Source organism: Anaerolentibacter hominis (genome assembly GCF_032380675.1).
Taxonomy (GTDB): domain Bacteria; phylum Bacillota; class Clostridia; order Lachnospirales; family Lachnospiraceae; genus Anaerolentibacter; species Anaerolentibacter hominis.
In genome coordinates, this window is the sequence record NZ_JAWDIX010000001.1 from 1,189,971 (window position 1) to 1,214,894 (window position 24,924).

Genomic DNA, 24,924 nt, shown 5'->3' on the forward strand with positions numbered 1-24,924 from the left:
ATAAGATTGACGAAACTTGTAAAATGTGGTATTCTTGTCCACAGACAAAAGGGAGTAGTTGCAAGCAGTGCGTCCAACATACCTGGCATGGCCATGGGCGCGCCCCTTTCCGAAATCGGGAGGAACGAGACTTTTGGTACGGCAGCGTACCGGAGGTTTCGTTCTTTTTTCATTTCATCTGTTCAGAAGGGAGAACATCGTACTATGTTAGATCAATTACTGTTGTACACTATTTTTATTATCGGGATCATCCTGATCATCAAAGGCGGAGATATGTTTGTGGACGGAGCCGTCTGGATAGCAGATGCGTTTCATATTCCCAAGGTAATCATCGGGGCTACGATTGTCAGCCTGGCGACAACATTGCCGGAGCTTTTTGTATCTGCGATTGCAGCCGGTCAGGGCAAAGTTGAGATGGCGATCGGAAACGCGGTCGGGTCGGTCATTGCCAATACCGGACTGATCATGGCGATCGGCATTTTCTTTTTGCCATCGGTATTTCCAACCAGGAAGATGTGGCCCAAATGTGTACTGCTTTTTGCCGCTATCGCAGGACTGCTCGCAGGCAGTATGGGCGGAGCGCTGACGCTTGGAAGCAGCCTGGCTATACTTCTGGTATTTATTCTATTTCTGTATGAGAACGTGAGAAGTGCAAAAAGGGAAAACAAAAATGCGGCGCAGGAACCGGAGGCGGTTAATAAGAGGGATAAGGCAAAGAATATTCTGGCCCTTATCATCGGGGCGATCTTTATCGTGGTGGGTTCCCAGATCCTGGTGGATAAGGGCAGCGAGATCGCCAGAAACCTGAATGTACCGGAAAACATCATCGGCCTGACCGCTATTGCAATCGGAACTTCTCTTCCCGAACTGGTGACGACGATTACGGCAATTATTAAAAAACAGCCGTCTCTGTCGGTGGGAAATATTATCGGCGCCAATATTATTGATACAACGATGATTCTCCCGATCTGTGCCCTGATCTCCGGCGGTTCCCTTCCGGTAGCGTCTCAGACTGTGACGCTGGATCTGCCGGTAGCTCTTTTGATTACGGCGATCATCCTGATACCTGCAATGATCCGTCAGAAATTTTCCAGATGGCAGGGCGTTCTGGCCCTGGCGGTTTACATCGGTTACCTGGGAATCGTATGCTTTTGATTTCAAGTACGCCTCGGCGTACTTGCTGCGAGCCGCACGTCATGTTTTGCATGACAAAATACATCTGTGCGGCTCTGTAATCCTCCGGAGGCTTTATCTTGGAAGGAGACTGGGCTCCCACCATAACGAATTTGTTATTTACTCACCACCTATGGAGGTGGGAGTCTTATCTACTTTCATGATAAAAAATGAATATTAGTGTTATAATGATAAAAAAGCGATGTATTGGACGAGAGGAGATCCTATGGGAAAATTGGTAAAATGTCTTGTTTGCGGTGAAATATTTGATGCTGACAAGAATGTATGTCCGGTATGCGGGGCCGGTCCGGAGAGCTTTGTCCCCTATGAGCCGGATGAAAAGGAAGGCATACGCAACACAGAAGAAATATTCCTGATTCTGGGAAACGGTGCGGCAGGCGTGAATGCGGCGGAGGAAATCAGAAAAAGGAATGAAACCTGCTCTATTGTCATGGTTTCCAGTGAAGAGGTTCCCGGCTACAACAGACCGATGCTTACGAAAACACTCTCCCGGCCGATTGATGTTAATCTTCTGCTGATCCATGATGCGAACTGGTATGAGAATAACAGGATTATTAATTTGCTGGGGAAGTCTGCCCAGAAAATTGATATAAAAAACCGGGAAGTACAGATGAGCGACGGAACCAGGTTCCGCTATGACAAGTGTATCTATGCGCTGGGGGCAAGCTGTTTTGTTCCTCCGTTCCCGGGAGCAGATCTGGACGGCGTTATCGCAATCCGGAATCTGAAGGATGTGAAACGTGTTCAGGATTTACTTGCTGATGTGACGGATGTGGTGGTAATCGGCGGAGGCGTTCTGGGACTGGAAGCGGCCTGGGAATTGAAGAAAGCAGGACGGAATGTAACTGTTCTGGAACAGGAACCCCATATTATGAACCGGCAGCTGGACGAGACGAGCAGCCTGATTCTGGAAGAGCTGGTAAAGAAAGCGGGCATCGGACTGATGACAAGCGCCGCTACGGAACTGATCAATGGTGACGGTAAAGTAGGCGGTGTCACGTTAAAGGGCGGACAGTATCTTCCGGCGCAGATGGTGATTGTATCCTGCGGCATCCGGGCCAATACACAGGTCGCTGCCGACGCGGGGATTGAGATTAAGAGAGCAGTGGTAGTAAATGACAAGATGGAGACCAGTGTGCCGGGCATCTATGCCTGCGGAGACTGTGCGGAGTTAGGCGGAATCAATTATGGTATCTGGCCCCAGGCGGTAAATATGGGCAAGACTGCAGGTGCCAACGCTGCGGGTGCATCCCTTCACTATCAGCCGGAGGAACCTATGCTGACTTTTCTTGGCATGGATACCAAGCTTTTTGCCATGGGTGATATCGGGAAGAATCCGGGGCTGACCTATCGGATCGAGGAAAAGAAGGACGAAGCCGGAACCTATGAAAAGTATTTTTATGTGGAAGACCAGTTGGTGGGAGCGGTTCTCATCGGAGATCTGAGCAAGATGAGAATGATAATGGATAAAATAAAGTGTTCACACAAAATTTGAAATAGTCTGCGCTGATTTATACACATTAGCAAGGGTGCCAATCTCATCTGTTTTGATGATTTCGGCACCCTTTTCCATTGCAGCCTATTTTACGGAGACTTTCGTTTTAAATAGTTTTGTTTTACCATTAATTGTTATTTTTGTAGTAATCACAGTTGTCCCCGGCTTTTTAGCGTTAATTTTTCCATTTTTGCTCACTGTCGCAACCGCCTTATTGCTTGTGGTGAATTTCTTGACCAGGTCTGCGTTTAATCCGTTCGTTACCTTAAGGCTTGCGGACTTCCCTTTTTTCAGAGTAAGTGTTTTCTTTACCGATATTTCGTCAAATAATTTAACCACATTTTTTCCGGTTGGGACATATGGAAGCAATACATAGTCGGAACAAGAATTGATCTGGATCGTTATCTCTTTCTTTTTATCAATTTTATATTTGTTTTTGTTTTGTTCCACCAGCTTATTTTTGTTTTCATCATGATAATACAGATAACCTGTCTTACCCGGTTTCCACCCATTATGATCTCCAAGATAAAGTGTTACCTTTGTATTTTCAGGCAGTTTTCCGTCATGCTGAAAAGATAATATCAGGCTCTTTCCTTTATTCTTTTTGTCAATCAGCTTTGCCATACTCTCATCCTCATTATCCGGATGAAGAGCGAGAGCGAGATTGATATCTTTTATTTTTCCTGCTTTTTTAAGGGCCTTTGCCTCAAATTTCCAGGAAAAGTATTTTTGTCCCTGTTCATTCACAAAGGTGATTTGAACATCCGTCCCATTCTTTTTAGCAGCCTCAAGCACTTCTTTCGGCAGCTCAATATTCTCAATTGACAGCGCCTCATGATTCATAATACTATCCGGAATCGTGACAGATACATCAATTAGAGTTCCCTTTCCGCTGTTCAATTGAACCATTAGTTCTTCTGCCGGCAGGAGTATGTTAAGAATGCTGGAACCATCTTCGACTGCATGCAGCAGTTCTTGTTCCGGAAGAATAATGTTAAACCTTGCCGCCTTTTTTTCTATATTCGTTGATGTTATTCCAGCGGTTACGTTTGTTATTCCTTCCGTAACATTGCCATTACTATCCGTTTTTATCACAGTCTCAATAATTGTACCAGATTCAGGCAGCGTTTGAGTAGTTGTCTCTGTTTTTCCTTTACCGGATTCCGGATCTGGAATAATCGGATTGAAATTATTACCTCCGCTGTTATTATGATCCGCTTTTTTCAGGCCATCTATAGCTGCCTGCAGTTCTTGTGCCGCCGCTCTTAAGGCTGCTGCATCACCGGAAGAATTCAAAATCATTTCCGCCTTAATAATGGCAGCCTTCAAATCCGTATAGCTTTCTGTGGTATATTCGCTATTGTCATTTTTTATTGCCTTAGCCGTGGATATCAGGTTTTTCAGATACTCTTTCTCTTGATTGCTTGATCCGAATACTTCTATTTCGGCCAGGCCAGGATTTGTGGTTCCATTGGAAACCCCGGTTATTTCAAATTTCAGGGATTGCATCTCTTTCTCTGTCTCCAGTATAAGTTCATAAGGTCTGCCATTTTCAGGGAGCGCGCCTACTTCTTTCGTAGTGCCATCGTCAAAGGTAAGCTTTCCAGATGTAATGTTCTGATCCGTGTCCGGTCTGTCATAGATCACAATTTTTTGTACCTTTTGAGGCGTACTCCACATAAGTTCCACCCAATCGCCTGGACCGTCTGCTACCCACTCCGCATCCGGAAATCCATCTCTTTTCTTAGAAGCCGAGGCTGTAAAATCCAGTTTTTCCATTGCAGGAATATATCCGGAAGCAATTCCGTCTAAAACCCGGTTGGCTTTATCCTGATTACTTGAAGCGTTAACTTGCACAGAAGCAGAATAGGTTAAGCTTGTAAAAGACTTCTCCCAGAACACCTCGTCGTATTTAGAAAAGGCAGCAAAAAACAGGTCCTGATACTGGGTGGTATAAAGGTTTAAGCTCTGGTCTTTCAAACTGTACCGAAACGGCGCCGGCTGGCGCATCTGATAAGGAACTGTAACGCTGACCCGCTTATTCCAGTCCAGGGTTGTAGCTTCTTCTAAAAGATTGGGTTTTGTAAAAGCAACAGAAGCATCAGAATTATTTTCTGGCCAGCGCTGACCTCCGTCCAGATTGCTGTCTCCTGCAACGGAATGAATAATACCCTCCCGCAGGGTTGGCGTAAAGAAATAATCCTGTTTCTGCAGCGTTAAAATAGCTTCCCTTACAAATAAGTTTAAGTAAGCATGGTCGGTATGCATATCATACAAGGAGGTGGAGTAGATATCTGTAGGTCTAAATGCTTTTATTGCATGCATTAAATCCTCAATGAAGTTTTTTCTGGTATAATCTGCATGTTCTCCTGTATATTCGAAATGGTAATCCTGCTTACCCGTATCCAGGCCATAGGTTTGTGAATTGTCTTCTCTGCTTAGTATTACCGCATTCTCATCACTGGCTGTATACATCTGATAAATGTGGCTGTCATCCGGCTCCTGTCCGTTACTTCCGATTAGACCTCCATTATCCGCATAGCCCATGAAAATAATATCACTTGTCTTTACACCAATGTTATTCAACGCAGCAATGCTTTCAGCAATACGTTTCTTTCCTTCATCCGGGCCCTTGTAATCCCCATTGCCGCTGATCACAACCTTAACTTCATCACCCTTCATTACCGCGTCTCTGATAATCCCGCCGCACATACGCATTTCATCTCCCGGATGAGGTACAATAACCATAATTTTGCGTTTTTCCCTGTGTGCCTCCGTTCCATATGCTTTAAATTCAGTAAGACTTGCCGGCGCCTGGGTAAATTCTATCTTCAAAAATCTTCCTGCTGCTGTAACTTCCTCTCTTTGCACAGCACCGGTATCACTGCCGGAGGAACGATCTACAAGTTCCGTCCAGGTATCCTTATCATCGGAAATAAATATCCGGTATTGCTTAGGATTCGTAGGATCATTGTATTCTAATAAAAACTCAGAAAATTGATATTTTTTCCCATAGTCAATGACAGCAGACTCATTTTCCCCGGGCGTCCAAGAGGTTGCGGCGTCATTATCTGTAATATAGCCGGATGAGCCGAATGATTTATCATTGCTGCCCGATACGACTCCTTTTCCATAAGAGAGATTGTAATTTACAACCTGCCCCGGTTCCTTTGCATCAGCCAGATCTTCCGGAGCAGCCGGTGCAGATGGGGTGAGCGTAATATCGTCGAACTTCGCCGATGATGCCCCGCCGGCGGAAGATATAATGATGTAAACCGCTTCACAAGGAGTTTGGAAATCCGTTTTATATTCCTCTTTCGTTTCTGATAATGTAAAACTCTTTTGGTCAACACCGGAAACAACCTGAATGTGAACATCATTATTGCCCCTGGCCTTAAAACCGGTAAAAATACTATTTTCAGGAATCGCTATCTTACATACCTGCTGGTCTTCGGAAAGATCATTTGCATAAAGTTCCTTTCCATTTTGGGCTGAATTGACGATGTTCCACATCCCCTGCCCGAAATTACAGTGTCCGTATAGACCCTCCAATGCCTTCGGCTCCATATCATTTACGGAGAGATCTTCAAATGTCAGGACAACGTCACTGCTTTCTGCGGATGCTGGCACAGATGTTCCTGATAATAAAAGGCAAATAATAAGCAGGTACGTGAGAAAAGACGTACCAAATTTTCTTGCTTCCTGGATTTTCATATTAATTCCTCCCCTTTATGTCTGTTGGCGATTAAACGGACTGCTATTAAAAGAAGCGTAGCATAGAGAGAGTAAAAATAAAATCATACAGTATGAGGTTTTTGAACTTTTTTTATTTTATGACGTAAATTCCGTAACGAATAGTTTTTCCTGTTCTGGTAAATCATAGAAGTGTAGCTTTGCGAGGATGCACAGCGATTCGGATAAAAATAATGTCTGCTTACGCAGACTCGAATTGTGCGCCAAGACCCGCGAGCGCGTCTTGAATTTTCCGCTTTCTTTTCACAGAAAGGGATTAAAAAAATCAGAAATGGAGGAATAACAATGGCAGTTGAATTTAAACATAGTGAGACGAAGAAGAATCTGATGAGGGCCTTTGCAGGCGAGAGCCAGGCCAGAAATCGTTACACCATTGCGGCGTCCCAAGCAAAAAAGGAACATTTACACGTTCTGGAAGCGATTTTTACCTTTACGGCAAACCAGGAAAAAGAGCATGCGGAGATTTTCTATGATTTACTTAGAGATGAAGCCGGTGATACCATTCACATTGACGGAGGCTATCCGGTAGACCTGTTTGAAGACATGACTAAGGTACTGGAAGCTGCGGCGCACAATGAGTACGAGGAGCATGGAGATGTATATCCGTCATTTGCGCAGACAGCCAGAGACGAGGGACTTGCGAAGGTTGCGGTTACCTTTGATATGATCGCGGCAATCGAAAAAACTCATGGAGACCGCTTCAAGAAATTCGCGGAGTATTTAAAAGACAACAAGCTGTTTGTTTCCGATGTTCAGACCGGCTGGATGTGCCTAAACTGCGGCTATATCTACACTGGAAAAGAAGTTCCGGAGAAGTGCCCGGTGTGCCAGCATGACAAAGGCTATTTCATCCGTCTGGAATTAGCGCCATATTCGAACTAAGAGGGGGACGGTATGGCAGACACGGAGAAAAAAGAAACAGAAGAGATTAAAGAGACAGGACAGCTGACACTGGACAATAATCAGGAGAACTGTAGGATTCATCTGCTGACGATCATCGGTGAGATTGAAGGACACGAATGTCTGTCGGAAAGTACAAAATCCACGAAATACGAACACGTTCTGCCCATGCTGGCAAAGGTGGAAGATGACAAGGATATTCAGGGACTTCTGATCCTGATCAATACGGTAGGCGGAGACGTGGAGGCCGGGCTTGCGATCGCGGAAATGATTGCTTCCCTGAGCAAGCCGACGGTATCCCTTGTTCTGGGCGGAAGCCATTCCATCGGTGTCCCGCTGGCGGTTTCCGCCGATTATTCCTTTATCGTACCCAGCGGAACGATGGTAGTGCATCCGGTGCGGATGAGCGGGATGGTAATCGGCGTTGTGCAGACCTATCAGCATTTTATGCAGATTCAGGACCGGATTACCGGTTTCGTGGAGGCTCACTCCCACATTGATCAGGAACGTCTGGAAGAGCTTATGCTCAACACCAAGATGATGGTGAAGGATGTAGGTACTATCCTGGTGGGAAAAGAAGCGGTGGACGAGGGTATCATAGATGAAATCGGAGGGCTGAAAGAGGCCATGAGCAAGCTTTATGAGATGATCGGGGAAAGGCAGCAGCCTGGCCGGGAATCCTGAGGAATGGAACTTGCAAAGCACCCTGATTACAGGTATAATAAATACGGGTATATGGATAGAAACTTGATTCAGCAGTGGGGCAACCTCACTGCTGAATCAGGGTAAAGAGGGAATTGAATTTTGGGGATTATACAAGAGATAAAGCAAGAGAGCGGAGGTTGTTATGACACTTTTCAAAGCAATTATTCTGGGCCTGGTGCAGGGGATTGCGGAATTCCTGCCGATCAGCAGCTCCGGCCATCTGGCCATTTTTAGAAATATTCTGAATTTTCAGACTGATACGGGCCTGCTGTTTGATGTAATGCTTCATTTTGGAACACTGGTAGCTATTTTTGTGGCCTTTCACCGGGATATCGGCCGCATGATTGTGGAAGGTCTGGGGATTATCGCAGATTTCTTTTACAACATAGGCGTGTTTTTTGCCAACACCGTTGGAAAATCGGGGAAAAGATACCGCAAGGTTTTATTTACTTCCTACCGCCGGTTTGTAATGCTGATCCTGGTATCTACGATTCCCACCGGAATCCTGGGCCTTCTGCTGAAAGATATCGTCACGGTGACCTCTACAACCCTTCTGGTTCCGGGCATCTGCCTGATTGCCACGGGGATGATGCTGCTGGTTGCCGATTACGTGGATGTGGGCATGAAGCGGGCGAACCAGGCTACATATTTAGATGCGGCGGTTGTTGGAACCGCTCAGGGCGTGGCCACCATGCCGGGTCTGTCCCGGTCCGGGACGACCATTATGGTCGGACTGCTGTGCGGATTTGAGAAGACATTTGCAGTAAAGTATTCCTTTATCATGTCGATTCCGGCCGTGCTGGGAGCTGTGGTGCTGGAACTGAAGGATTTTACAGCGATTTCCGTCCAGCCTGCGGAGATTGTCTACTACGTGGCAGGTATGGTGATTGCGGCGGTGGTTGGCTACATTTGCATCAAGACGATGCTGGTCATCGTGAGAGGAAAACGATTTATCGGATTCTCAATTTATTGTTTTGTGATTGGAATTATAGCTATTATTTGGAATTTTGTTAGATAGGAGGCAGCTTTGTGGCTCAAGCGGGGAAAAAGAAAACAACGGGTCGTGCCGGAGCAGGGGGTAAGAAGAAAAATACAGCTTCAGCAGGATACCGGGATGAGATCATACTGATTGTCACTTTGGTTATCACCATTTTGCTGGTTCTGAGCAATTTTGGGCTGAGCGGCGTGGTGGGAGAGTGGCTGAATCATTTTATGTTCGGGATCATGGGTGTTCTGGCCTATGTATTTCCCTATGCGCTGTTTCTTGCGGCGGCATTCCGTATATCCAACCGGAAGAATAAAGAAGTGACCAGAAAGCTATGTTACATAGGCGGTATTATGTTTGCCCTGACCGGGCTGTTTCAGCTGATCGCCAGCCACTATGATCCTCTGGCCAAGGTGCTGGATTATTATAAGATCTCCGCACAGAATAAGTCCGGCGGCGGAATCATCGGCGGTCTGCTGGTTATGCTGTTTGGCTATCTGGTGGGGGAAGTGGGCGCTTATCTGGTCCTGATTGCCGTAATTTTGATTCTTCTCATGTTCCTAACCGGGAAACTGTTCCTTTCTGCGATCCGCAGGAAAAGCGAGCAGCAGTTCCGGGAATATCAGGAAAAAAGAAAACAGCGCAGGATGTACGAGGAAGAGCAGGAGGCCGAAGAAGAGCCTGAGCCGGAGGGGAACAAAAAACGCCGTCTCTTTACCTTCGACGCGGATGCGCTGGAAACGGGGAAAGCGGAGCCTCAGCCTGCTGAGAAGGAAGGAAAGCCGTCTGTTAAAAAGGTTGACATGTCGGAGATTATACCGGAGGGACGGAAGAATCCCCCGGAGTTTACAATACAGAACAGCTTTGCGCCGGATAAGGCGGAGGCTGGCTTCGGTCCTGCCGGGGAGAGCAGGGAGCAGGGCGGGAGTGACAAAGCGTCATTTGGCGCCGCTATGGCTGAGATTACACCGGCTGTGACGGAAGAGGCCGGTTTTGACCCTCAGATGATGGAGGATAAACCGGAACCAGTCAGAATACATAAGATGCCGGAAGAACCCAAACCTGTTCTGCGGGAAAGAGTGGAGATACCGGAGAGCAAGAAGGAGAAGAAGGAGGAACCGCTCAATCTGGATGCGGCCATGGACGCGAAGGGGGAGCCCTATGTATTTCCTCCCACCTCTCTGCTTTCCCGCCCCAGCGGAAAAACGAAGGGAGTAAGCGACAAGGAATTAAAGGAGACCGCTATGAAGCTGCAGACGACCCTGGACAGCTTCGGTGTGCGGGTGGCAGTTACCAATGTAAGCTGCGGCCCCGCGGTTACCCGCTATGAGCTCCAGCCGGAGCAGGGGGTAAAAGTCAGCAAAATCACCAGCCTGTCCGATGACATCAAGCTGAACCTGAAGGCAACGGATATCCGGATCGAGGCGCCTATACCGGGAAAGGCCGCGGTGGGAATCGAAGTGCCAAACGCGGAGAACTCGCCGGTGCTGCTTCGGACGCTGCTGGAGAGCAGTGAGTTTAAGAACCATCCGTCGGAGATCACCTTTGCCGTGGGCCGGGATATCGGCGGCCAGATTGTTGTCACCGATATTGCCAAGATGCCTCATATGCTGATTGCGGGAGCCACCGGCTCCGGTAAATCTGTCTGCATCAATACGATTGTCATGAGCATCTTATACAAAGCCAACCCGGACGATGTGAAACTAATTATGGTCGATCCCAAGGTGGTGGAATTAAGCGTTTACAACGGGATTCCCCATCTGCTGATACCGGTGGTGACCGATCCGAAGAAAGCGTCGGCCGCCTTAAACTGGGCGGTCAACGAGATGACGGAACGGTATAATAAATTTGCGGAGCTGGGTGTCCGTGATCTGAAGGGCTATAACCGCAAGATAGCGGAACTGCCTGAGGATAATGAGGAAGGCTACCGCAGGATGCCCCAGATTGTAATCATCGTGGACGAGCTTTCCGACCTGATGATGGTGGCTCCCGGCGAGGTGGAGGATGCGATCTGCCGTCTGGCACAGATGGCGAGAGCGGCGGGGCTGCATTTGATTATTGCCACGCAGCGTCCGTCCGTCAATGTTATTACCGGGCTGATCAAGGCAAATATTCCTTCCAGAATTGCCTTTGCGGTTTCCTCCGCCATTGATTCCAGAACGATTCTGGATGGGTCCGGCGCGGAAAAACTGCTGGGCAAGGGAGATATGCTCTTCTTTCCGTCTGGCTATCCCAAGCCGGTGAGAATCCAGGGAGCATTTGTCTCCGATAAAGAAGTAAGCGCAGTGGTTGATTTCCTGTCCAAACAGAAATGCAAGCCTCAGTACAGCGCTGAAATGAATGAGAAGATTACGTCTACTTCCACGGCTGCCCAGGAAAACAGCAAGGAGGCCGAGGACGGCAGGGATGAGTATTTTGCTGACGCCGGGCGTTTTATTATCGAGAAGGACAAGGCATCCATCGGTATGCTGCAGCGGGTTTACCGCATCGGATTCAATCGGGCGGCGCGTATCATGGACCAGCTGTGTGAGGCCGGGGTAGTGGGACCGGAGGAAGGGACCAAGCCCAGGAAAGTGCTGATGGACCAGGGACAGTTTGAATGTTATCTCCGGGGAGAGCCGGCGGAGCAGACCGAGGGTGAATAGATTGAAGGAATGTTGGCTGATCGTAAATGAATTTCTCTATACAAATAAGTTTTCTGAGCTGGCACAGTGGCTTTTGGAGGCCGGAAAGAGAAGAGGGATTTCTCTGTGCATCCGGACCAACGCGGAGGTGCTGGTGGAGTTTGGCGGGCGTATATGGCCGGAGGACAGGCCGGAGTTTGTCCTGTTCTGGGATAAGGATATCCGGCTGGCCAGGGCGCTGGAGGAGGCCGGTATCCCGGTCTATAATAGTGCTGGCGCCATTGAAGCCTGTGACGACAAGTCCCTGACCCACCAGATTCTTTACAAGGCGGGAATCCCCATGCCGGAGACCATTCTGGCGCCTATGACCTATGGCAATATCGGATACAGCAATCTGGATTTTTTGCGGAAGCCGGCTGAGAGGCTTGGGTTTCCTATGGTGGTAAAGGAGTGCTTCGGTTCATTCGGACAGCAGGTTTATCTGGTACATTCCATGGAAGAGCTGGAGAGCTGCGTGCTGGGTATCGGTGCCCGTCCTATGCTGTTCCAGCGATTTATAGCCAGCAGCTTTGCACGGGACATCCGGCTGCAGGTTGTGGGAGATCAGGTCGTGGCCGCTATGTACCGGTATTCGGATACCGGGGATTTCAGGGCCAATATTTCAAACGGCGGCAAGATGAAGCCCTACACGCCGGACGAGGCGGAAAAAGAGCTGGCAGTTACAAGCTGCCGGGCTTTGGGACTGGACTTCGCCGGGGTGGATTTGCTGTTTGGCCCGGAGGGAAAGCCTCTGGTCTGTGAGGTGAATTCCAACGCTCATTTTAAAAATATCTTTACCTGTACCGGGGTAAATGTGGCTGACAATATCATGGAGCATATTCTTTTAGAAAGGAAGCGGGCGCAGTGAAGGGCTGGCTGATTTACGGCAGGAAGGAAGCAGACTGCAACAGGGGTTATATTAATCTTTATATGGAAGAGTGCAGAAAAAGGCAGATTCAGCTGGATCTGCTTTTTGTCGATTTACTGGACTTTGGCGTGAGAGACGGGCGGCCCTATATATCCTATGAAGGGAAGGAGGAACGGCCGGACTTCGCCATCTGCCGCTGTATTTATCCGCTGCTGTCCAGGCATCTGGAGGAAATGGGAGTCCCGGTTTTTAACCGTGCCGGAATTGCGGAGATCTGCAATGACAAAGCCAGGACCTATCTGTATGTATCAAGGACCGGGGTGCCCATGGTGGATTCCCGGTTCTGCAAAAGGGATTATGTGGAGGATATCGCATCCGGCTATCCGGCGGATACTGTATTAAAGAGTGTGGACGGTCACGGGGGCGGACAGGTATTCGACCTCCGGGAGGGATTTACAGACACCATGCGGGAGTGCTTTATCAAAAGCGACGGCGTACTGCAGCCCCTGACCGGAACCAGGCATCAGGACCTTCGCGTCTACGTCATCGGCCGGGATATCATAGCAGCGGTTCTTCGGACTGCCGCAGCCGGGTTTAAATCCAATTATTCTCTGGGCGGCAGGGTAGAGCTTTATGAGCTGTCGGAGAAAGAAAAAGAGCCGGTAAACAGGATTATCGGCCTCTTTGGGGGCTTTGGCCTGGTGGGCATTGACTTTATCATAGGCGATGAAGGCCAGCTGATATTTAATGAGATTGAAGATGTGGTGGGAGCCAGGATGCTCTATCAGTGTTCAGATATCAATATTGTACCCCTGTATCTGGACTGGATTCTGGGCGAGTTAAAGGAATGTGCAAAGTAAAGATCGGGGCTATCCGGGGGCGGGTGTCCTATGATATACTTTTAAACAGGAAGGAAAGGATTCCACCGGATGTATTCCGGTGTTTTACTGACGGCTTAAGGGCCGCCGGTACAGGATTACATGAAAGGAAGGTTTTGGAGAATGAAGACGGATATTGAGATTGCTCAGGAGGCGAAGCTGCTGCCGGTGAAAGAGGTGGCAAAAAAACTGGATATAGCAGAGGATCAGCTGGATTTCTATGGAAAATATAAAGCTAAGCTGACGGATGAACTGTGGGAAGCGGTCAAAGATCGGGAGAACGGCAAGCTGATCCTGGTGACCGCGATCAATCCTACTCCTGCAGGAGAGGGAAAGACGACCACAACCGTAGGACTGGGGGAGGCCTTCGGCCTGCTGGGTAAAAAGGCTGTGATTGCGCTGCGGGAGCCTTCTCTCGGACCCTGCTTTGGCATAAAGGGAGGAGCAGCCGGAGGCGGATATGCCCAGGTTGTCCCGATGGAGGATTTAAACCTTCATTTTACCGGTGATTTTCATGCCATCACGTCTGCCAACAATCTGCTGGCGGCAATGCTGGACAATCATCTGCACCAGGGAAATCTTTTAAATATTGATCCCAACCAGATTGTCTGGAAGCGCTGTGAGGATATGAACGACCGGGTGCTGCGAAATATTGTGGTGGGCCTTGGCAGAAAAGCAGACGGAGTTGTCAGAGAAGATCACTTCATTATCACGGTAGCCTCGGAAATCATGGCAATTCTCTGCCTCGCGGAGAATATGGAGGACTTAAAGGCAAGGCTTTCCCGGATTATCGTGGCTTATACCTACGGCGGAGAGCCGGTTACTGCTGGCCAGCTGAATGCGGTGGGCTCCATGGCAGCCCTGTTAAAGGATGCTATCCGTCCCAATCTGATTCAGACGCTGGAAAATACGCCTGCTCTGGTACACGGCGGACCTTTTGCCAATATCGCCCACGGCTGCAACAGCATACGTGCCACCAGAATGGCGCTGAAACTGGCGGACTATACCATCACGGAGGCAGGATTCGGCGCCGATCTGGGCGCTGAGAAATTCCTGGATATCAAATGCCGCATGGCGGGCTTAAGCCCGGATGCGATCGTGCTGGTTGCAACGGTGCGTGCACTGAAATATAACGGGGGAGTTCCGAAGACGGAGCTGTCAAAAGAAAATCTGGATGCCCTAAAAAAGGGAATTGTAAATCTGGAAAAGCATATAGAAAATCTGCAGAAATACGGAGTGCCTATTGTTGTCACTCTGAATAAATTCATCACGGACTCCGATGCGGAGCTGGCCTATGTAAAAGAGTTCTGTGAGGGCAGGGGCTGTGAATTCGCCCTCTCCGAAGTGTGGGAGAAGGGCGGCGAGGGCGGTACCGCTCTGGCGCAGAAGGTCATCCTGGCAACGGAGAAGGAGAAAAACTTCCGTTTCCTCTATGAGGACCAGCTTTCGATAAAAGAAAAGATCGAGACGATTGCAAAGGAAATCTATGGTGCGGCGGGCGTCACCTATGACGCGGCTGCCCTGAAGGCAATTGAACGGATTGAAGAAATCGGCTACCGGAATGTGCCGGTCTGTATGGCGAAGAATCAGTATTCCCTTTCCGACAATCCTGCCCTGTTAGGCCGCCCGGAGGGCTTTACGGTCAACATCAGGGAAGTGTATGTATCGGCTGGGGCCGGCTTTGTGGTGGCAATCACCGGTACGGTTATGACGATGCCGGGGCTGCCGAAGAAGCCTGCCGCGGAGGGGATTGATGTCAATGAGGAAGGCAGGATCACCGGCCTGTTCTAATGACAGGTATTTATCATGGAAGTAGATAAGACTCCCCCTCTATAGGTGGTGAGCCTCCGACGGATTGCAGCAAGTACGCCGAGGCGTACTTGAAAAAGATAAGAGAAGTGTTTCAAATTGCCGGAACAGAGCAGGAAAATGTTTCAATTATGAAGGAAATGGATCAGTTTCTGCTGTCCTCTCCTCAAGCGGTTGACAAAGAGAATCTGTTCGGGTTATGATTGCCGGCAGAAAAGCAAACTATGGGGAATGCCGCAAGCGGATGAGGCTGAAAGGAGAACAAAATGGATTTGGGGCTGAAAGATAAAGTGGCGGTTGTCTGCGGGGGTTCCACAGGAATCGGCGCGGCAGCGGCGGCCGGCTTTGCAGCGGAAGGCTGCCATGTTGCCGTGTGCGGCAGGTCAGAAGAAAAACTGGATGCTTTTCGTATGGATATGAGGAGCCGTGGCTTCCAGGATGTGATGGTGGAAGCTGTAGACGCGATGAAAGCAGCAGAAGTCAGGGCATTTGCCGACCGGGTGGTAAAAAAGTTCGGAAGGATCGACATCTGGATTAACTGTGCCGGCGGAAACCGTCACGGACCGGTGGATACTCTGTCCGAGGAGGATTACCGTTATATCCTGGATTTAAATCTCTCTACTGCATTTTTCGGGGTGCAGGCGGCCGCATTTTATATGAAGCAGCAGAAGGGCGGAGTAATCATCAATGTATCCTCCCTGTCATCCCTCACACCGGTGACTTACCGGGTGATGTACGGTGCGGCGAAGGCGGGAGTGAATGTGATGACGAAGGGGGCGGCGGCAGAGCTGGCCCCGTTTGGAATCAGGGTAAATGCAGTGGCTCCGGGTGTGACGGATACGGTTCTGATGGCAAAGGCTATCTATGAAAACACAGCTTATACCATGTCCAAGATACCGGTTCACCGGGCAGGCAAACCGGAGGAAATCGGAGATTTGATTGTCTGTCTCTCATCGGCTCGGCTCGGCTATGTGACGGGCAGCATTTTTACAGCCCACGGAGGGCAGGGAATCGTGGAAGATACAGAGACGGCATGGACGTCTCCCTGGAATTAAATAACAATACAAAACTGTTTGGCAAAGGCGCCGTGAGTGTAAAAACTTACGGCGCCTTTTCTAATAGATCAAGAAAACGATCCAGGCCGGAAGATCTGATCCGGCAGAAAGGAAAGGGGAGCTATGAAAATGAAAAAATGGTTACTATGTCTGGTATTTCTGGTACTGCTGATGAATTGCCTCACCGGCTGCAGCAAGAATGCAGCGTCGGCGCAGAACGAGGGAAAGGAACAGACGGAAAAGATTGGAGAGACATTAAGAGTAGCGCTGGTTGGACCCATGACAGGAGACTTTTCCCAGTACGGAACTTCCTTTAAGAAGGGGGTACAGCTGTTTATAGACCTTTACAATGAAAACGGGGGCTATCATGGAACACCGGTGGAAATCGAAATATTTGATGATAAAAACGACGCAAAGGAGGCGGCTACTATCGCCAACAAAATTCTGGCCGAGGGTGATTATGCCTGTGTGATCGGCCCATTCTCCTCAACCTGCGCACTGGCTATGGCCGAGGTGCTGGATCAGGAGAAGGTGCTTACCATTGCTCCGTCCTGTTCTCATCCGGATTATACAGCGCTGTATGACTATACCTTCCGCATGCCGTTGGTCAATACGGAGGAGGCGAGAGCGGCGGCGGAATATCTGGATGATAAATTGAATGCAAAGAAGGTTGGCGTAATCTATACAAATAACGACTGGGGCGCTACCGTGGACGGTGCCTTTACAGAATATGCCGCGGAACATAACCTGGAGATTGTGGCGGATGAAGGATTTATCATCGGTCAGACAAAGGATTTCACCCCGATGATAACGAAGATGAAACAGGGCGGCGCGGAGGCTGTGTATCTGATCTGTCAGTATACAGAAGGAGCACAGATGATACGCCAGATTGAGGACAATGCTCCGGATATCCGCGTGGTGCTCTCAGGTTCCGCCTATCAGGAGGAAATTCTTACTCTTGCCGGGGACGGGGCTAAGGATGCGGCGTGGATCGTATCGGCCTCTGCACAAATAACGGATAAGATGAAAGAACTGGACTCTATTCTCCGGGAAAAATACGACGGATCATCCGATGACAACTTTGTCTGCTATGCGTATAATGCAGCCATGGTAGCCCTTACCGGCCTGGAAAAAGCAGGCACCACGGATGCGGACGCATGGAAACAGGCGATACTGGATATCGGGGATTACGAGGGCTTAAACGGGAAATTTAAGATCCGGACAGAGGATAGAAATATCGATGGCGTCTATGCGGTGGCAAAAGTAAATGAGGACGGCGCAAGCTTTACAAAATACGCGTTTGCAGATATAAAATAACAGCTGAATAAGGGTACTGTTGTCCGGAAAGTGTGTTATAATAAATGTATCAATCTGAGAAAGGAGCATTATTATGGGTATGAGAATTTGTGCATAGCAGGGGCTGTTTGCACATAAAAGGTTTAAAATCAGTTGTGATTAATAGCCTCTGCCGATCCTGAATAATAAAATTTTAGGAGATGCAGAATGAGCTATCAAAATATAGTTAAGGTGCTACCGAAAGAACTTCTGGAGCAAGTGCAGGAATATGTGGAGGGCAGAGTGATTTATATCCCCAAGAAGCAGGAGCATAAAAAGAGCTGGGGAGAAAATACGGATACGAAGCAATTTCTGGCTTCCAGAAATGTTCAGATACGACAGGATTTCCAGAATGGCATGAGTGTCGGGAAGCTGTCAGAAAAATACTTCCTATCCGAAAAGAGCATACAGAGAATAGTAAAGAATAGCTGAGCAGAGTGAAGCTATTTGCTGCTTCTCAAAAAGAAAATATACCGTAAACGGGAGATGCGTCGTGAGGGAATCGCGGCGCATTTCTGTTTTAAGAACGAACATAAGGTTTGAGCGCCTTCTCCCGCCTGCTATAATGAACAGACAGGAAAGGAGAAAGTTAGGATGGCATATTTTAAGTATGGAGAAAACAATATTTACTATGAGGAAGCCGGTACCGGTTTGCCGTTAGTTTTTCTGCACGGCGATACGGCTTCTTCAAAGATGTTCGAGCTGCTGCTGCCCCTGTATCAAGATTCATATAAAGTAATCCTGGTTGATTTTCTGGGAAACGGAAAATCAGATCGAATGGAAGGATTTCCCGCAGATTTATGGTTTTCGCAAGCGCAGCAGGTGATTGCGCTTTTAGAGTACCTGGACTGCGGTAAAGCAGGACTGGTCGGCACAAGCGGCGGTGCCTGGTCGGCGGTCAATACCGCGCTGGAACGTCCGGACCTGGTTAAAAAGGTCGTTGCAGACAGCTTTGACGGAAGAACCCTGGCGGAAGATTTTTCTGCAAATTTACTGGAGGAGAGAGCCTCTGCGAAAAGGAATGATTTTTCCAGGCAGTTCTATGAGTGGTGTCAGGGAGAAGATTGGGAAACCGTTGTAGACCTGAATACAAAGGCGTTAACAGAATGTGCGGAGAATAAGCTCCCATTGTTTCACAAACCGCTGGAAACATTAAAGGTTCCCATTCTTTTTACCGGCAGTGTGGAAGATACCATGTGCAGAAAAGATATGGCAGAAGAATACAGAGCGATGAACCTGCTTGTTCCGGATGGAACAATACATCTGTTCCCCAGCGGCGGGCACCCGGCGATGCTGACCAACGCGGAAGAATTCGCGGAAACGGTAAAAGCATTTTTCAGAGAATAAAAGCATGGACGGCTCAGCTTTCAAATTCCACGTAGACGTAAAAAGCACTTTCATAGGGATCAATCCGGACGACCGTACCGTGGGTGGATAAAATCCGGTTGCTGCTGTTATAACAGCCGGACATAGCCACAGCGGGCTCAATAATATAGCTTAAGATGGTAGTGCCATGCTCGGAGATTTCCACCTCATCCCCGACATGAACCAGATCAGGCCGTTCCATTTTGAATTTCTCTGTTCTCATATCAAAAGCCTCCTTATCTTTGACGATAGTTCTATTTTATCCCTGAGAGACGAAAAAAACAAGGAGGCAGACAAGGTATGGCCTGTCGGGTCAGGAGGAAGCATCCATGAATCCTTTTCCTTCCAGCCAAGTGAGCAGTTCCTCCGGATTCAGAATCTTAAGCTTCAAGGAAAATTCAAAGGAACCCAGTTCATAGGTATACTCAATACTCCCATGGAGCGATTCCGTTAACGGGACATGCGGTTCGTTCCGATCATCCGGGTAGCGGTCCCCGTACAGAACAACAGTAACCTGATTGGGCGATCGGGAATAGGGAACACCGGATAGCGGAATCCTCATCTCAAGGTAATCCCGGTTTGCCAGGCCATCAGGAGGGTTCCAGGTATAATGCCTCCCTACAAGGGTATCGCTCAGCAGCAGGGACAGCTCATCCTGATCGGCGAAGGACAGATCGGAAAGACGGCTCTGTTCTGCTTCTGTGAGAATCGTGGAGCTTACAGAAATATTCGGGGTAGAGGTAATCGTTCCGTCCCGGCGGCAGTCAACGGAATAAGGACGATATAGTATCATCAACAGAAGAACGGCGGCAAGGAACAGAATTAGATAACGGATCGCTTTACGCCGGGCCTGTTTCTTGACCAGACACCGGATCAGCAGAAAGAGCAGCAATGCCATGGAAAGGACAAGGATGACGAAGCTGAGCCATCCGTTAAATGAAAAATGATTCAGTGAAAACGGCTGTATGAACATAGGCATCCCCCTTTCTTTTTTCTTTATTTTTCATATAAAGAAGCTATCTCTTGTATTCTGCGTTTCATTTCCGCGCGTATATGCAGCGGCTCCAAACACTCGCATTTATCTCCAAAACTCATTAAAATATTGTAGTAGTAATCGTTTTCCACGAAGGGGAAATGAACCAGATAATAGTCATCACCGTCGGTCAGGAAATCTTCATAGGAACAGAAATCAAGCACTCGATCAATCACAGATTTATGAATACGGATTTTGATCTTTGTCTGCAGCGTTTCCAGAATATCGGTAAATTCCAGCTGAGGTTTTTGGAAATCCCTCGGTATAAAACAATCCCCTTGTATTCGGAGATCCGACATGCGGGATAGTCGGAATAAGCGGAAATCGTTTCTTTGGCGGCAATAGCCCTGTAAATACCAATGGCTGCTTTTTAATACAAGCTGGTACGGCTCGACTTTCCGCGTGGTTTTATTTCCATGGTGGGCGATATATTCAAAGGACAGCAGCTTGTTTTCCTGCAAAGCTGATTGAATCATTTCGAAATAGGGCTGTATGCTGCTGTTGCCCATCCAAGGGCTTAAATCTATACATATTTGATTTACTTTTAATTCAATGTCTTTTGCTTTGCCGGCGGGAATAAAACTCCTGACTTTTGTAAGGGCGTGTACCAGTTCATCCCCGCGTACCATGCTGGAAAGGCTGGATAGACCCATCAAAAGCGCGGAAAGATCGGAAGTCGAAAATACCGTTTTGTCCATCTTGTAGTTTTGCATGATTTCAAAGCCGCCGCCCACGCCCGGCACTGAGAAAACCGGAATACCCGCCATGTTGATCGCATCAATGTCACGGTAGATGGTGCGGGGTGAAACTTCAAACATATCCGCCAACTCCTGCGCGCCTGTCCGCTCCTTTTCCAGAAGTACCATAATAATACTGACAAGCCTGTCAATTTTCATTCCGAGAGCCGCCTTTCCATTGTAATTGTGGCCACACTGGTGTCATTAATTACATGGTACAATAAAAAAGCAAACAAATCAATCAGACTGTCTGCCAGAAGAAGACATCAGGCAGACGAATTGTTACAAATGGAGGAAATTTATGTATACAATCTATGTTTATGTGCTTGATACCTTAGCCGACTGGGAACTGGGGCATGTGACCGCAGAGCTGAATTCCGGTCGTTTTTTCAAAAAGGATGCGCAGCGTGTAACGCTCAAAACGGTCAGCTGTTCCAGGGAGCCAATCCATACAATGGGCGGGCTGACAATTGTGCCCGATTGCTTAATTGAAGATATTGCAATGGATCAAACAAGTGTGCTGCTCTTACCTGGCGCAGATACATGGAATGATCCAAAGCATGCCGATGTCATTGAAAAAGCAAGTGAATTGCTCGCGTTGGGTGCTGTGGTAGGAGCAATATGCGGAGCTACCGCCGCCCTTGCCAATTTTGGACTGTTGGACCAGCGTCCCCATACCAGCAACGGGCCGGGATTTCTTGAATTGGTTTCTGCCGGTTATAAAGGGCAAAGCTTTTATATTGACAAGCCGTCGGTGGCGGATAAGAACCTTATTACTGCAAGCGGTACCGGAGCTTTGCTGTGGGCAAAACAAATGATTGGATATTTAGGTGTTTTTGAATCAAATACCCTGGATGCGTGGTATGATTATTTTAGAACAGGAGAACCTGAATATTTCTATGCTCTCATGCAGACCTTGCCGGAACGGAATAAAGTTGATGGGCTCTAAAGCACTGGAGTGAGGCACACAGAGACGTACCCCAAATAGCGGCAAGCAGTCAAATTTAACGGTGCGGGTCTTGGCTGGCAAAGCATATCCCCTAGAAAATTTGGCATCCTCTTAAAGAAAAACCTGCTGCACTACAGAATAAATTCAGCTTCTGCCCCAGAGTATTAAGAAACCTTTCATAAAAAAGTGAGATTTTTTAGATCTGGACGTGATACAATTCTGATGCAAGGTAAAAATAAGATAGTAGTAAATAAAATGAGGGATGGCGGGGTATGAAACGAATACTGATTGCTGAAGACGAAGAACCGATTATGAATTTGATCCGCATGAATTTGACCAGAGCCGGCTATCACTGTACCTGCTGCATGGATGGGGAAGAAGCCGCTAATTATATTGAAGAAGAAGCCTATGATTTAATTCTTCTGGATATTATGCTTCCAGGTGTCGATGGCTATGAACTGCTGGAATACAGCAAGCCGACTAACACGCCGGTTATATTCATTACGGCAAAAAGCGGGACCAGGGATAAAGTGAAGGGCCTTCGGGCAGGGGCGGATGATTATATCACAAAGCCGTTTGAAATTATTGAATTGCTGGCCAGAGTGGAAAGTGTCCTGCGCCGGTACAATAAGAGTGATCCTATGCTCAGGCTGGAAAACGTAGAGATTGATACCACTTCCAGGATTGTCAGACAGAACGGAAGGGAGATTAATCTGACCATGAAGGAGTATGACCTGCTGCTGCTTTTCGTGCAGAATAAAAATATTGCTCTGTACCGGGAGACGATTTACCAGCAGGTATGGGGAGGAACTTACCTGGGAGACAGCAGGACGATTGACCTGCATGTACAGAGGCTCAGAAAAAAGCTGAACTGGGAGGACAAGATTAAAGCGATTTATAAAATCGGATACCGGCTGGAGGTGCCGAAGTGAAATTTCAATGGAAGATTTTCTTCTGGATACTGTCATTGGTGGCTGTCACCTTCGGTGTGGGAGGATATTACCTGCTTTCCTCCGTCTTCCAGTCTACCCTGCACCGGGAGATTGATATGGGTATGGCGGAAAACCAGACTCTGCAGTTTTCCATGGAGATGGCTGTGGCAGCGCTGCCGGAGGACTATTTCTTTGCCTCGGATGAGGTTCGGTCCCAGATCGTGAGGGCACTAAAGCAAACCTCCGGAAGTGACCATTTCATTCATATGGAAGAAAAGGACGGAGATATCTTGTACACGGACCCTCTGCCGCTGCGCTCGGAGGAACTGGTGGAATCCCTGGGGTCGGGAGAGCGGGGATACCGGATACTGCAGACGGAGGACGGAGCCTATTTTCTGGAGACGGCGCTGAGTATGCCTCTCTATAACAGAGAGATTATACTGGAAAATGTGATGGACATTTCACATGTTTTTTCAGAACGGGATAATCTTTTTCGCACGTATCAGAAGATTATTCTCTGTATCCTGGGCATCACCGGGGTCCTTACTTTGCTGCTGGCGCGGCTGCTCACCAGACCGATCCGGGGCCTTTCGCGGATTACCAAACGGTTCGCAAGAGGCGATTACGAAACCAGAGGCAGGATAAAGAGCAACGATGAAATCGGCATGCTGACCAGGGACTTTAACAGCATGGCGGATAAGCTGGCGGATAAAATTTACAGCCTGGAAGAACAGGCAAGGCGGCAGGAGGACTTTGCCGATTCCTTTGCCCATGAACTGAAAACTCCTTTGACCTCCATCATCGGATATGCGGACATGCTCCGTTCCATGGAGTTAAGCCAGGAGGATACCATCTATGCCGCAAATTATATTTATTCGGAGGGAAAGAGGCTGGAAGCCCTTTCCCTTAAAATGATGGAAATGATTGTACTGAAAAAACAGGACTTTGATATAAAGCCGGTGGAAATGCAGCGGCTGTTTCAGGAGATTGGACAGATGATTGAACCTGCGCTGAAACAAGATGGTATCCAGCTTGTAATACATGCAGAAAAACAGCAGATTTTTGGCGAGCCGGATCTGCTAAAATCTTTGTTTATCAACCTGATTGACAATGCCAGAAAGGCATCGGCCAGGGGAACGGCAATCTCAGTCACCGGCCAGAAACAGGAAGAAAACTACGTCGTTACAGTGAGGGACCAGGGGCGTGGAATTCCAGCTGACAAGCTGGACAAGATCACAGAGGCATTTTATATGGTTGATAAATCCCGGGCCCGAAAGCAGGGCGGCGCGGGTCTTGGCCTTTCTATCTGCGCGAATATCGTAGGGCTTCATCAGGGGGAAATGCGATTTGAGAGCAGTCCCGGCGAGGGCACTTCGGTTGTTGTCAGTCTGCCTAGAGAGAGGGTGGAGTTATGGTAAAGCGAATCATATCTTATTTTGCGGCGTGGCTTCTGACCCTGGGGATCTGCGTGGGTTCTATTCTGCTTCCCAACCGTATTCTGCAGCGGGAGGATGCGAAGCTGCTCAACCAGAATCACAATGAAAAGATGGAAAAGGTGGAGACAGGGCTGGACTTTCAGAATGTCCTTACTACAGGAGAAAAGCTCTCCATGCTGGTAAGCTGGAACGCGGAAGCAATGTATGCTGCCGAGCAAAGTATTGACGTAACCGGTGTCGAGATTGAGAATAAAGAGCTGATGCTGGAAAATTATCCGGACTTTTTTAAGAAGAGCTACCGGGAGCTGAAAAAATTTATAGATGCCGGATTTGTGATGGAACTATCCGAGCCCGAGTGGGAGCAAAGTTTTTATTCCGTCTTTCTGCAGACCTACAGTGAGAAGGAGAATAAGAAAATACGGTTTTCCATATGGCAGATCAGATTTACCGATGCAATGGGAAGCCAGTGTATGCTGACAATGGACACGGAAACCTGGAAAATTTATCAGATCTACTGTTTTGCTGATTCTATGTCTGAAATGAATGAAAAGGAAAGAGCGGAATATTGTGAGCGTTTTACTGCTTTTTTCTATGATTACATCGGAGCCAGCAGTATGAGTACAGACTCAATGCCGATATCGGACGATAGTACGATTTATTCTGTGCGGACGATCTATGAAATGGGCAATAAGGACCAGTGGATCTTTTACAATTTAAGACTGGAAAATCTACAGGTGTACGATTCGCTGGCGGACAAGCAGGTGATAAAGAAGAGTACATCCAAAGTATTTTTCAGTTGGCAGATTTACCCGGCATATTAGTTGTATTTGAC

Annotated in this window: 21 protein-coding genes; 17 read left to right on the forward strand and 4 right to left on the reverse strand. The window is 48.1% G+C overall.

The annotated features are described in order from the left end of the window. Positions 1-204 precede the first annotated feature (204 nt). Both ABCW47_RS05555 and ABCW47_RS05560 read left to right on the forward strand, forming a co-directional pair. Positions 205-1,155 (forward strand): calcium/sodium antiporter, encoded by a 951-nt coding sequence (locus tag ABCW47_RS05555; protein ID WP_343208862.1) that lies wholly within the window; start codon positions 205-207, stop codon positions 1,153-1,155. A 244-nt stretch (positions 1,156-1,399) separates the two neighbouring features. Next, positions 1,400-2,689 (forward strand): FAD-dependent oxidoreductase, encoded by a 1,290-nt coding sequence (locus tag ABCW47_RS05560; protein WP_343208863.1) that lies wholly within the window; start codon positions 1,400-1,402, stop codon positions 2,687-2,689. 84 nt (positions 2,690-2,773) lie between these two features. On the opposite strand, the gene ABCW47_RS05565 is transcribed toward ABCW47_RS05560, so the two are convergent. Next, positions 2,774-6,403 (reverse strand): DUF7402 domain-containing protein, encoded by a 3,630-nt coding sequence (locus ABCW47_RS05565; RefSeq protein ID WP_343208864.1) that lies wholly within the window; start codon positions 6,401-6,403, stop codon positions 2,774-2,776. Between the two features lie 324 nt (positions 6,404-6,727). Here ABCW47_RS05565 and rbr point away from each other — a divergent pair, with 324 nt between their 5' ends. The 11 genes from rbr (at position 6,728) to ABCW47_RS05620 (ending at position 18,987) form a co-directional block, all read left to right on the forward strand. After that, positions 6,728-7,324: a rubrerythrin gene (gene rbr / locus ABCW47_RS05570; protein WP_343208865.1), complete on the forward strand. Its 597-nt coding sequence runs from the start codon at positions 6,728-6,730 to the stop codon at positions 7,322-7,324. Between the two features lie 12 nt (positions 7,325-7,336). Next, positions 7,337-8,026: a ClpP family protease gene (locus ABCW47_RS05575; RefSeq protein WP_343208866.1), complete on the forward strand. Its 690-nt coding sequence runs from the start codon at positions 7,337-7,339 to the stop codon at positions 8,024-8,026. 163 nt (positions 8,027-8,189) lie between these two features. Then, positions 8,190-9,065 carry an undecaprenyl-diphosphate phosphatase gene (locus ABCW47_RS05580; protein ID WP_343208867.1) on the forward strand — a complete coding sequence of 292 codons (876 nt, stop codon included), beginning with the start codon at positions 8,190-8,192 and terminating at the stop codon, positions 9,063-9,065. Between the two features lie 11 nt (positions 9,066-9,076). After that, positions 9,077-11,677, forward strand: a complete 2,601-nt coding sequence (locus ABCW47_RS05585; protein ID WP_343208868.1) for an FtsK/SpoIIIE family DNA translocase — start codon at positions 9,077-9,079, stop codon at positions 11,675-11,677. Continuing rightward, complete coding sequence (locus ABCW47_RS05590; protein ID WP_343208869.1) at positions 11,670-12,563, forward strand: ATP-grasp domain-containing protein; 894 nt, start codon at positions 11,670-11,672, stop codon at positions 12,561-12,563. The genes ABCW47_RS05585 and ABCW47_RS05590 overlap by 8 nt, the downstream gene beginning before the upstream one ends. After that, positions 12,560-13,423: an ATP-grasp domain-containing protein gene (locus ABCW47_RS05595; RefSeq protein WP_343208870.1), complete on the forward strand. Its 864-nt coding sequence runs from the start codon at positions 12,560-12,562 to the stop codon at positions 13,421-13,423. The genes ABCW47_RS05590 and ABCW47_RS05595 overlap by 4 nt, the downstream gene beginning before the upstream one ends. Positions 13,424-13,564: 141 nt before the next feature. Beyond that, positions 13,565-15,232: a formate--tetrahydrofolate ligase gene (locus ABCW47_RS05600; protein WP_343208871.1), complete on the forward strand. Its 1,668-nt coding sequence runs from the start codon at positions 13,565-13,567 to the stop codon at positions 15,230-15,232. Between the two features lie 284 nt (positions 15,233-15,516). Then, a complete protein-coding gene (locus tag ABCW47_RS05605; protein ID WP_343208872.1) occupies positions 15,517-16,305 on the forward strand; it encodes an SDR family NAD(P)-dependent oxidoreductase in 789 nt (262 codons plus the stop codon). 129 nt (positions 16,306-16,434) lie between these two features. Beyond that, complete coding sequence (locus ABCW47_RS05610) at positions 16,435-17,622, forward strand: ABC transporter substrate-binding protein (protein ID WP_343208873.1); 1,188 nt, start codon at positions 16,435-16,437, stop codon at positions 17,620-17,622. 186 nt (positions 17,623-17,808) lie between these two features. Further along, positions 17,809-18,072, forward strand: a complete 264-nt coding sequence (locus tag ABCW47_RS05615; protein WP_343208874.1) for a CD3324 family protein — start codon at positions 17,809-17,811, stop codon at positions 18,070-18,072. A gap of 162 nt (positions 18,073-18,234) precedes the next feature. After that, positions 18,235-18,987, forward strand: coding sequence for an alpha/beta fold hydrolase (locus tag ABCW47_RS05620; protein WP_343208875.1), 753 nt, complete (start codon positions 18,235-18,237; stop codon positions 18,985-18,987). Positions 18,988-19,000: 13 nt separating this feature from the next. On the opposite strand, the gene ABCW47_RS05625 is transcribed toward ABCW47_RS05620, so the two are convergent. The 3 genes from ABCW47_RS05625 to ABCW47_RS05635 all read right to left on the reverse strand — a co-directional run bounded on the left by ABCW47_RS05625 (position 19,001) and on the right by ABCW47_RS05635 (position 20,934). Then, on the reverse strand, positions 19,001-19,228 hold the full coding sequence (locus ABCW47_RS05625; protein ID WP_343208876.1) for a hypothetical protein: 228 nt from the start codon (positions 19,226-19,228) through the stop codon (positions 19,001-19,003). 90 nt (positions 19,229-19,318) lie between these two features. Next, positions 19,319-19,978: a hypothetical protein gene (locus tag ABCW47_RS05630; RefSeq protein ID WP_343208877.1), complete on the reverse strand. Its 660-nt coding sequence runs from the start codon at positions 19,976-19,978 to the stop codon at positions 19,319-19,321. Positions 19,979-20,001: 23 nt separating this feature from the next. After that, a complete protein-coding gene (locus ABCW47_RS05635) occupies positions 20,002-20,934 on the reverse strand; it encodes a helix-turn-helix transcriptional regulator (RefSeq protein WP_343208878.1) in 933 nt (310 codons plus the stop codon). A 142-nt stretch (positions 20,935-21,076) separates the two neighbouring features. Here ABCW47_RS05635 and ABCW47_RS05640 point away from each other — a divergent pair, with 142 nt between their 5' ends. The 4 genes from ABCW47_RS05640 to ABCW47_RS05655 all read left to right on the forward strand — a co-directional run bounded on the left by ABCW47_RS05640 (position 21,077) and on the right by ABCW47_RS05655 (position 24,913). Beyond that, complete coding sequence (locus ABCW47_RS05640) at positions 21,077-21,724, forward strand: type 1 glutamine amidotransferase family protein (RefSeq protein ID WP_343208879.1); 648 nt, start codon at positions 21,077-21,079, stop codon at positions 21,722-21,724. 272 nt (positions 21,725-21,996) lie between these two features. After that, positions 21,997-22,656, forward strand: a complete 660-nt coding sequence (locus ABCW47_RS05645) for a response regulator transcription factor (protein WP_343208880.1) — start codon at positions 21,997-21,999, stop codon at positions 22,654-22,656. Beyond that, a complete protein-coding gene (locus ABCW47_RS05650; protein ID WP_343208881.1) occupies positions 22,653-24,074 on the forward strand; it encodes a sensor histidine kinase in 1,422 nt (473 codons plus the stop codon). The genes ABCW47_RS05645 and ABCW47_RS05650 overlap by 4 nt, the downstream gene beginning before the upstream one ends. After that, positions 24,068-24,913, forward strand: a complete 846-nt coding sequence (locus tag ABCW47_RS05655) for a hypothetical protein (protein WP_343208882.1) — start codon at positions 24,068-24,070, stop codon at positions 24,911-24,913. Before ABCW47_RS05650 ends, ABCW47_RS05655 begins: the two co-directional genes overlap by 7 nt. The last annotated feature ends 11 nt before the right edge of the window (positions 24,914-24,924 follow it).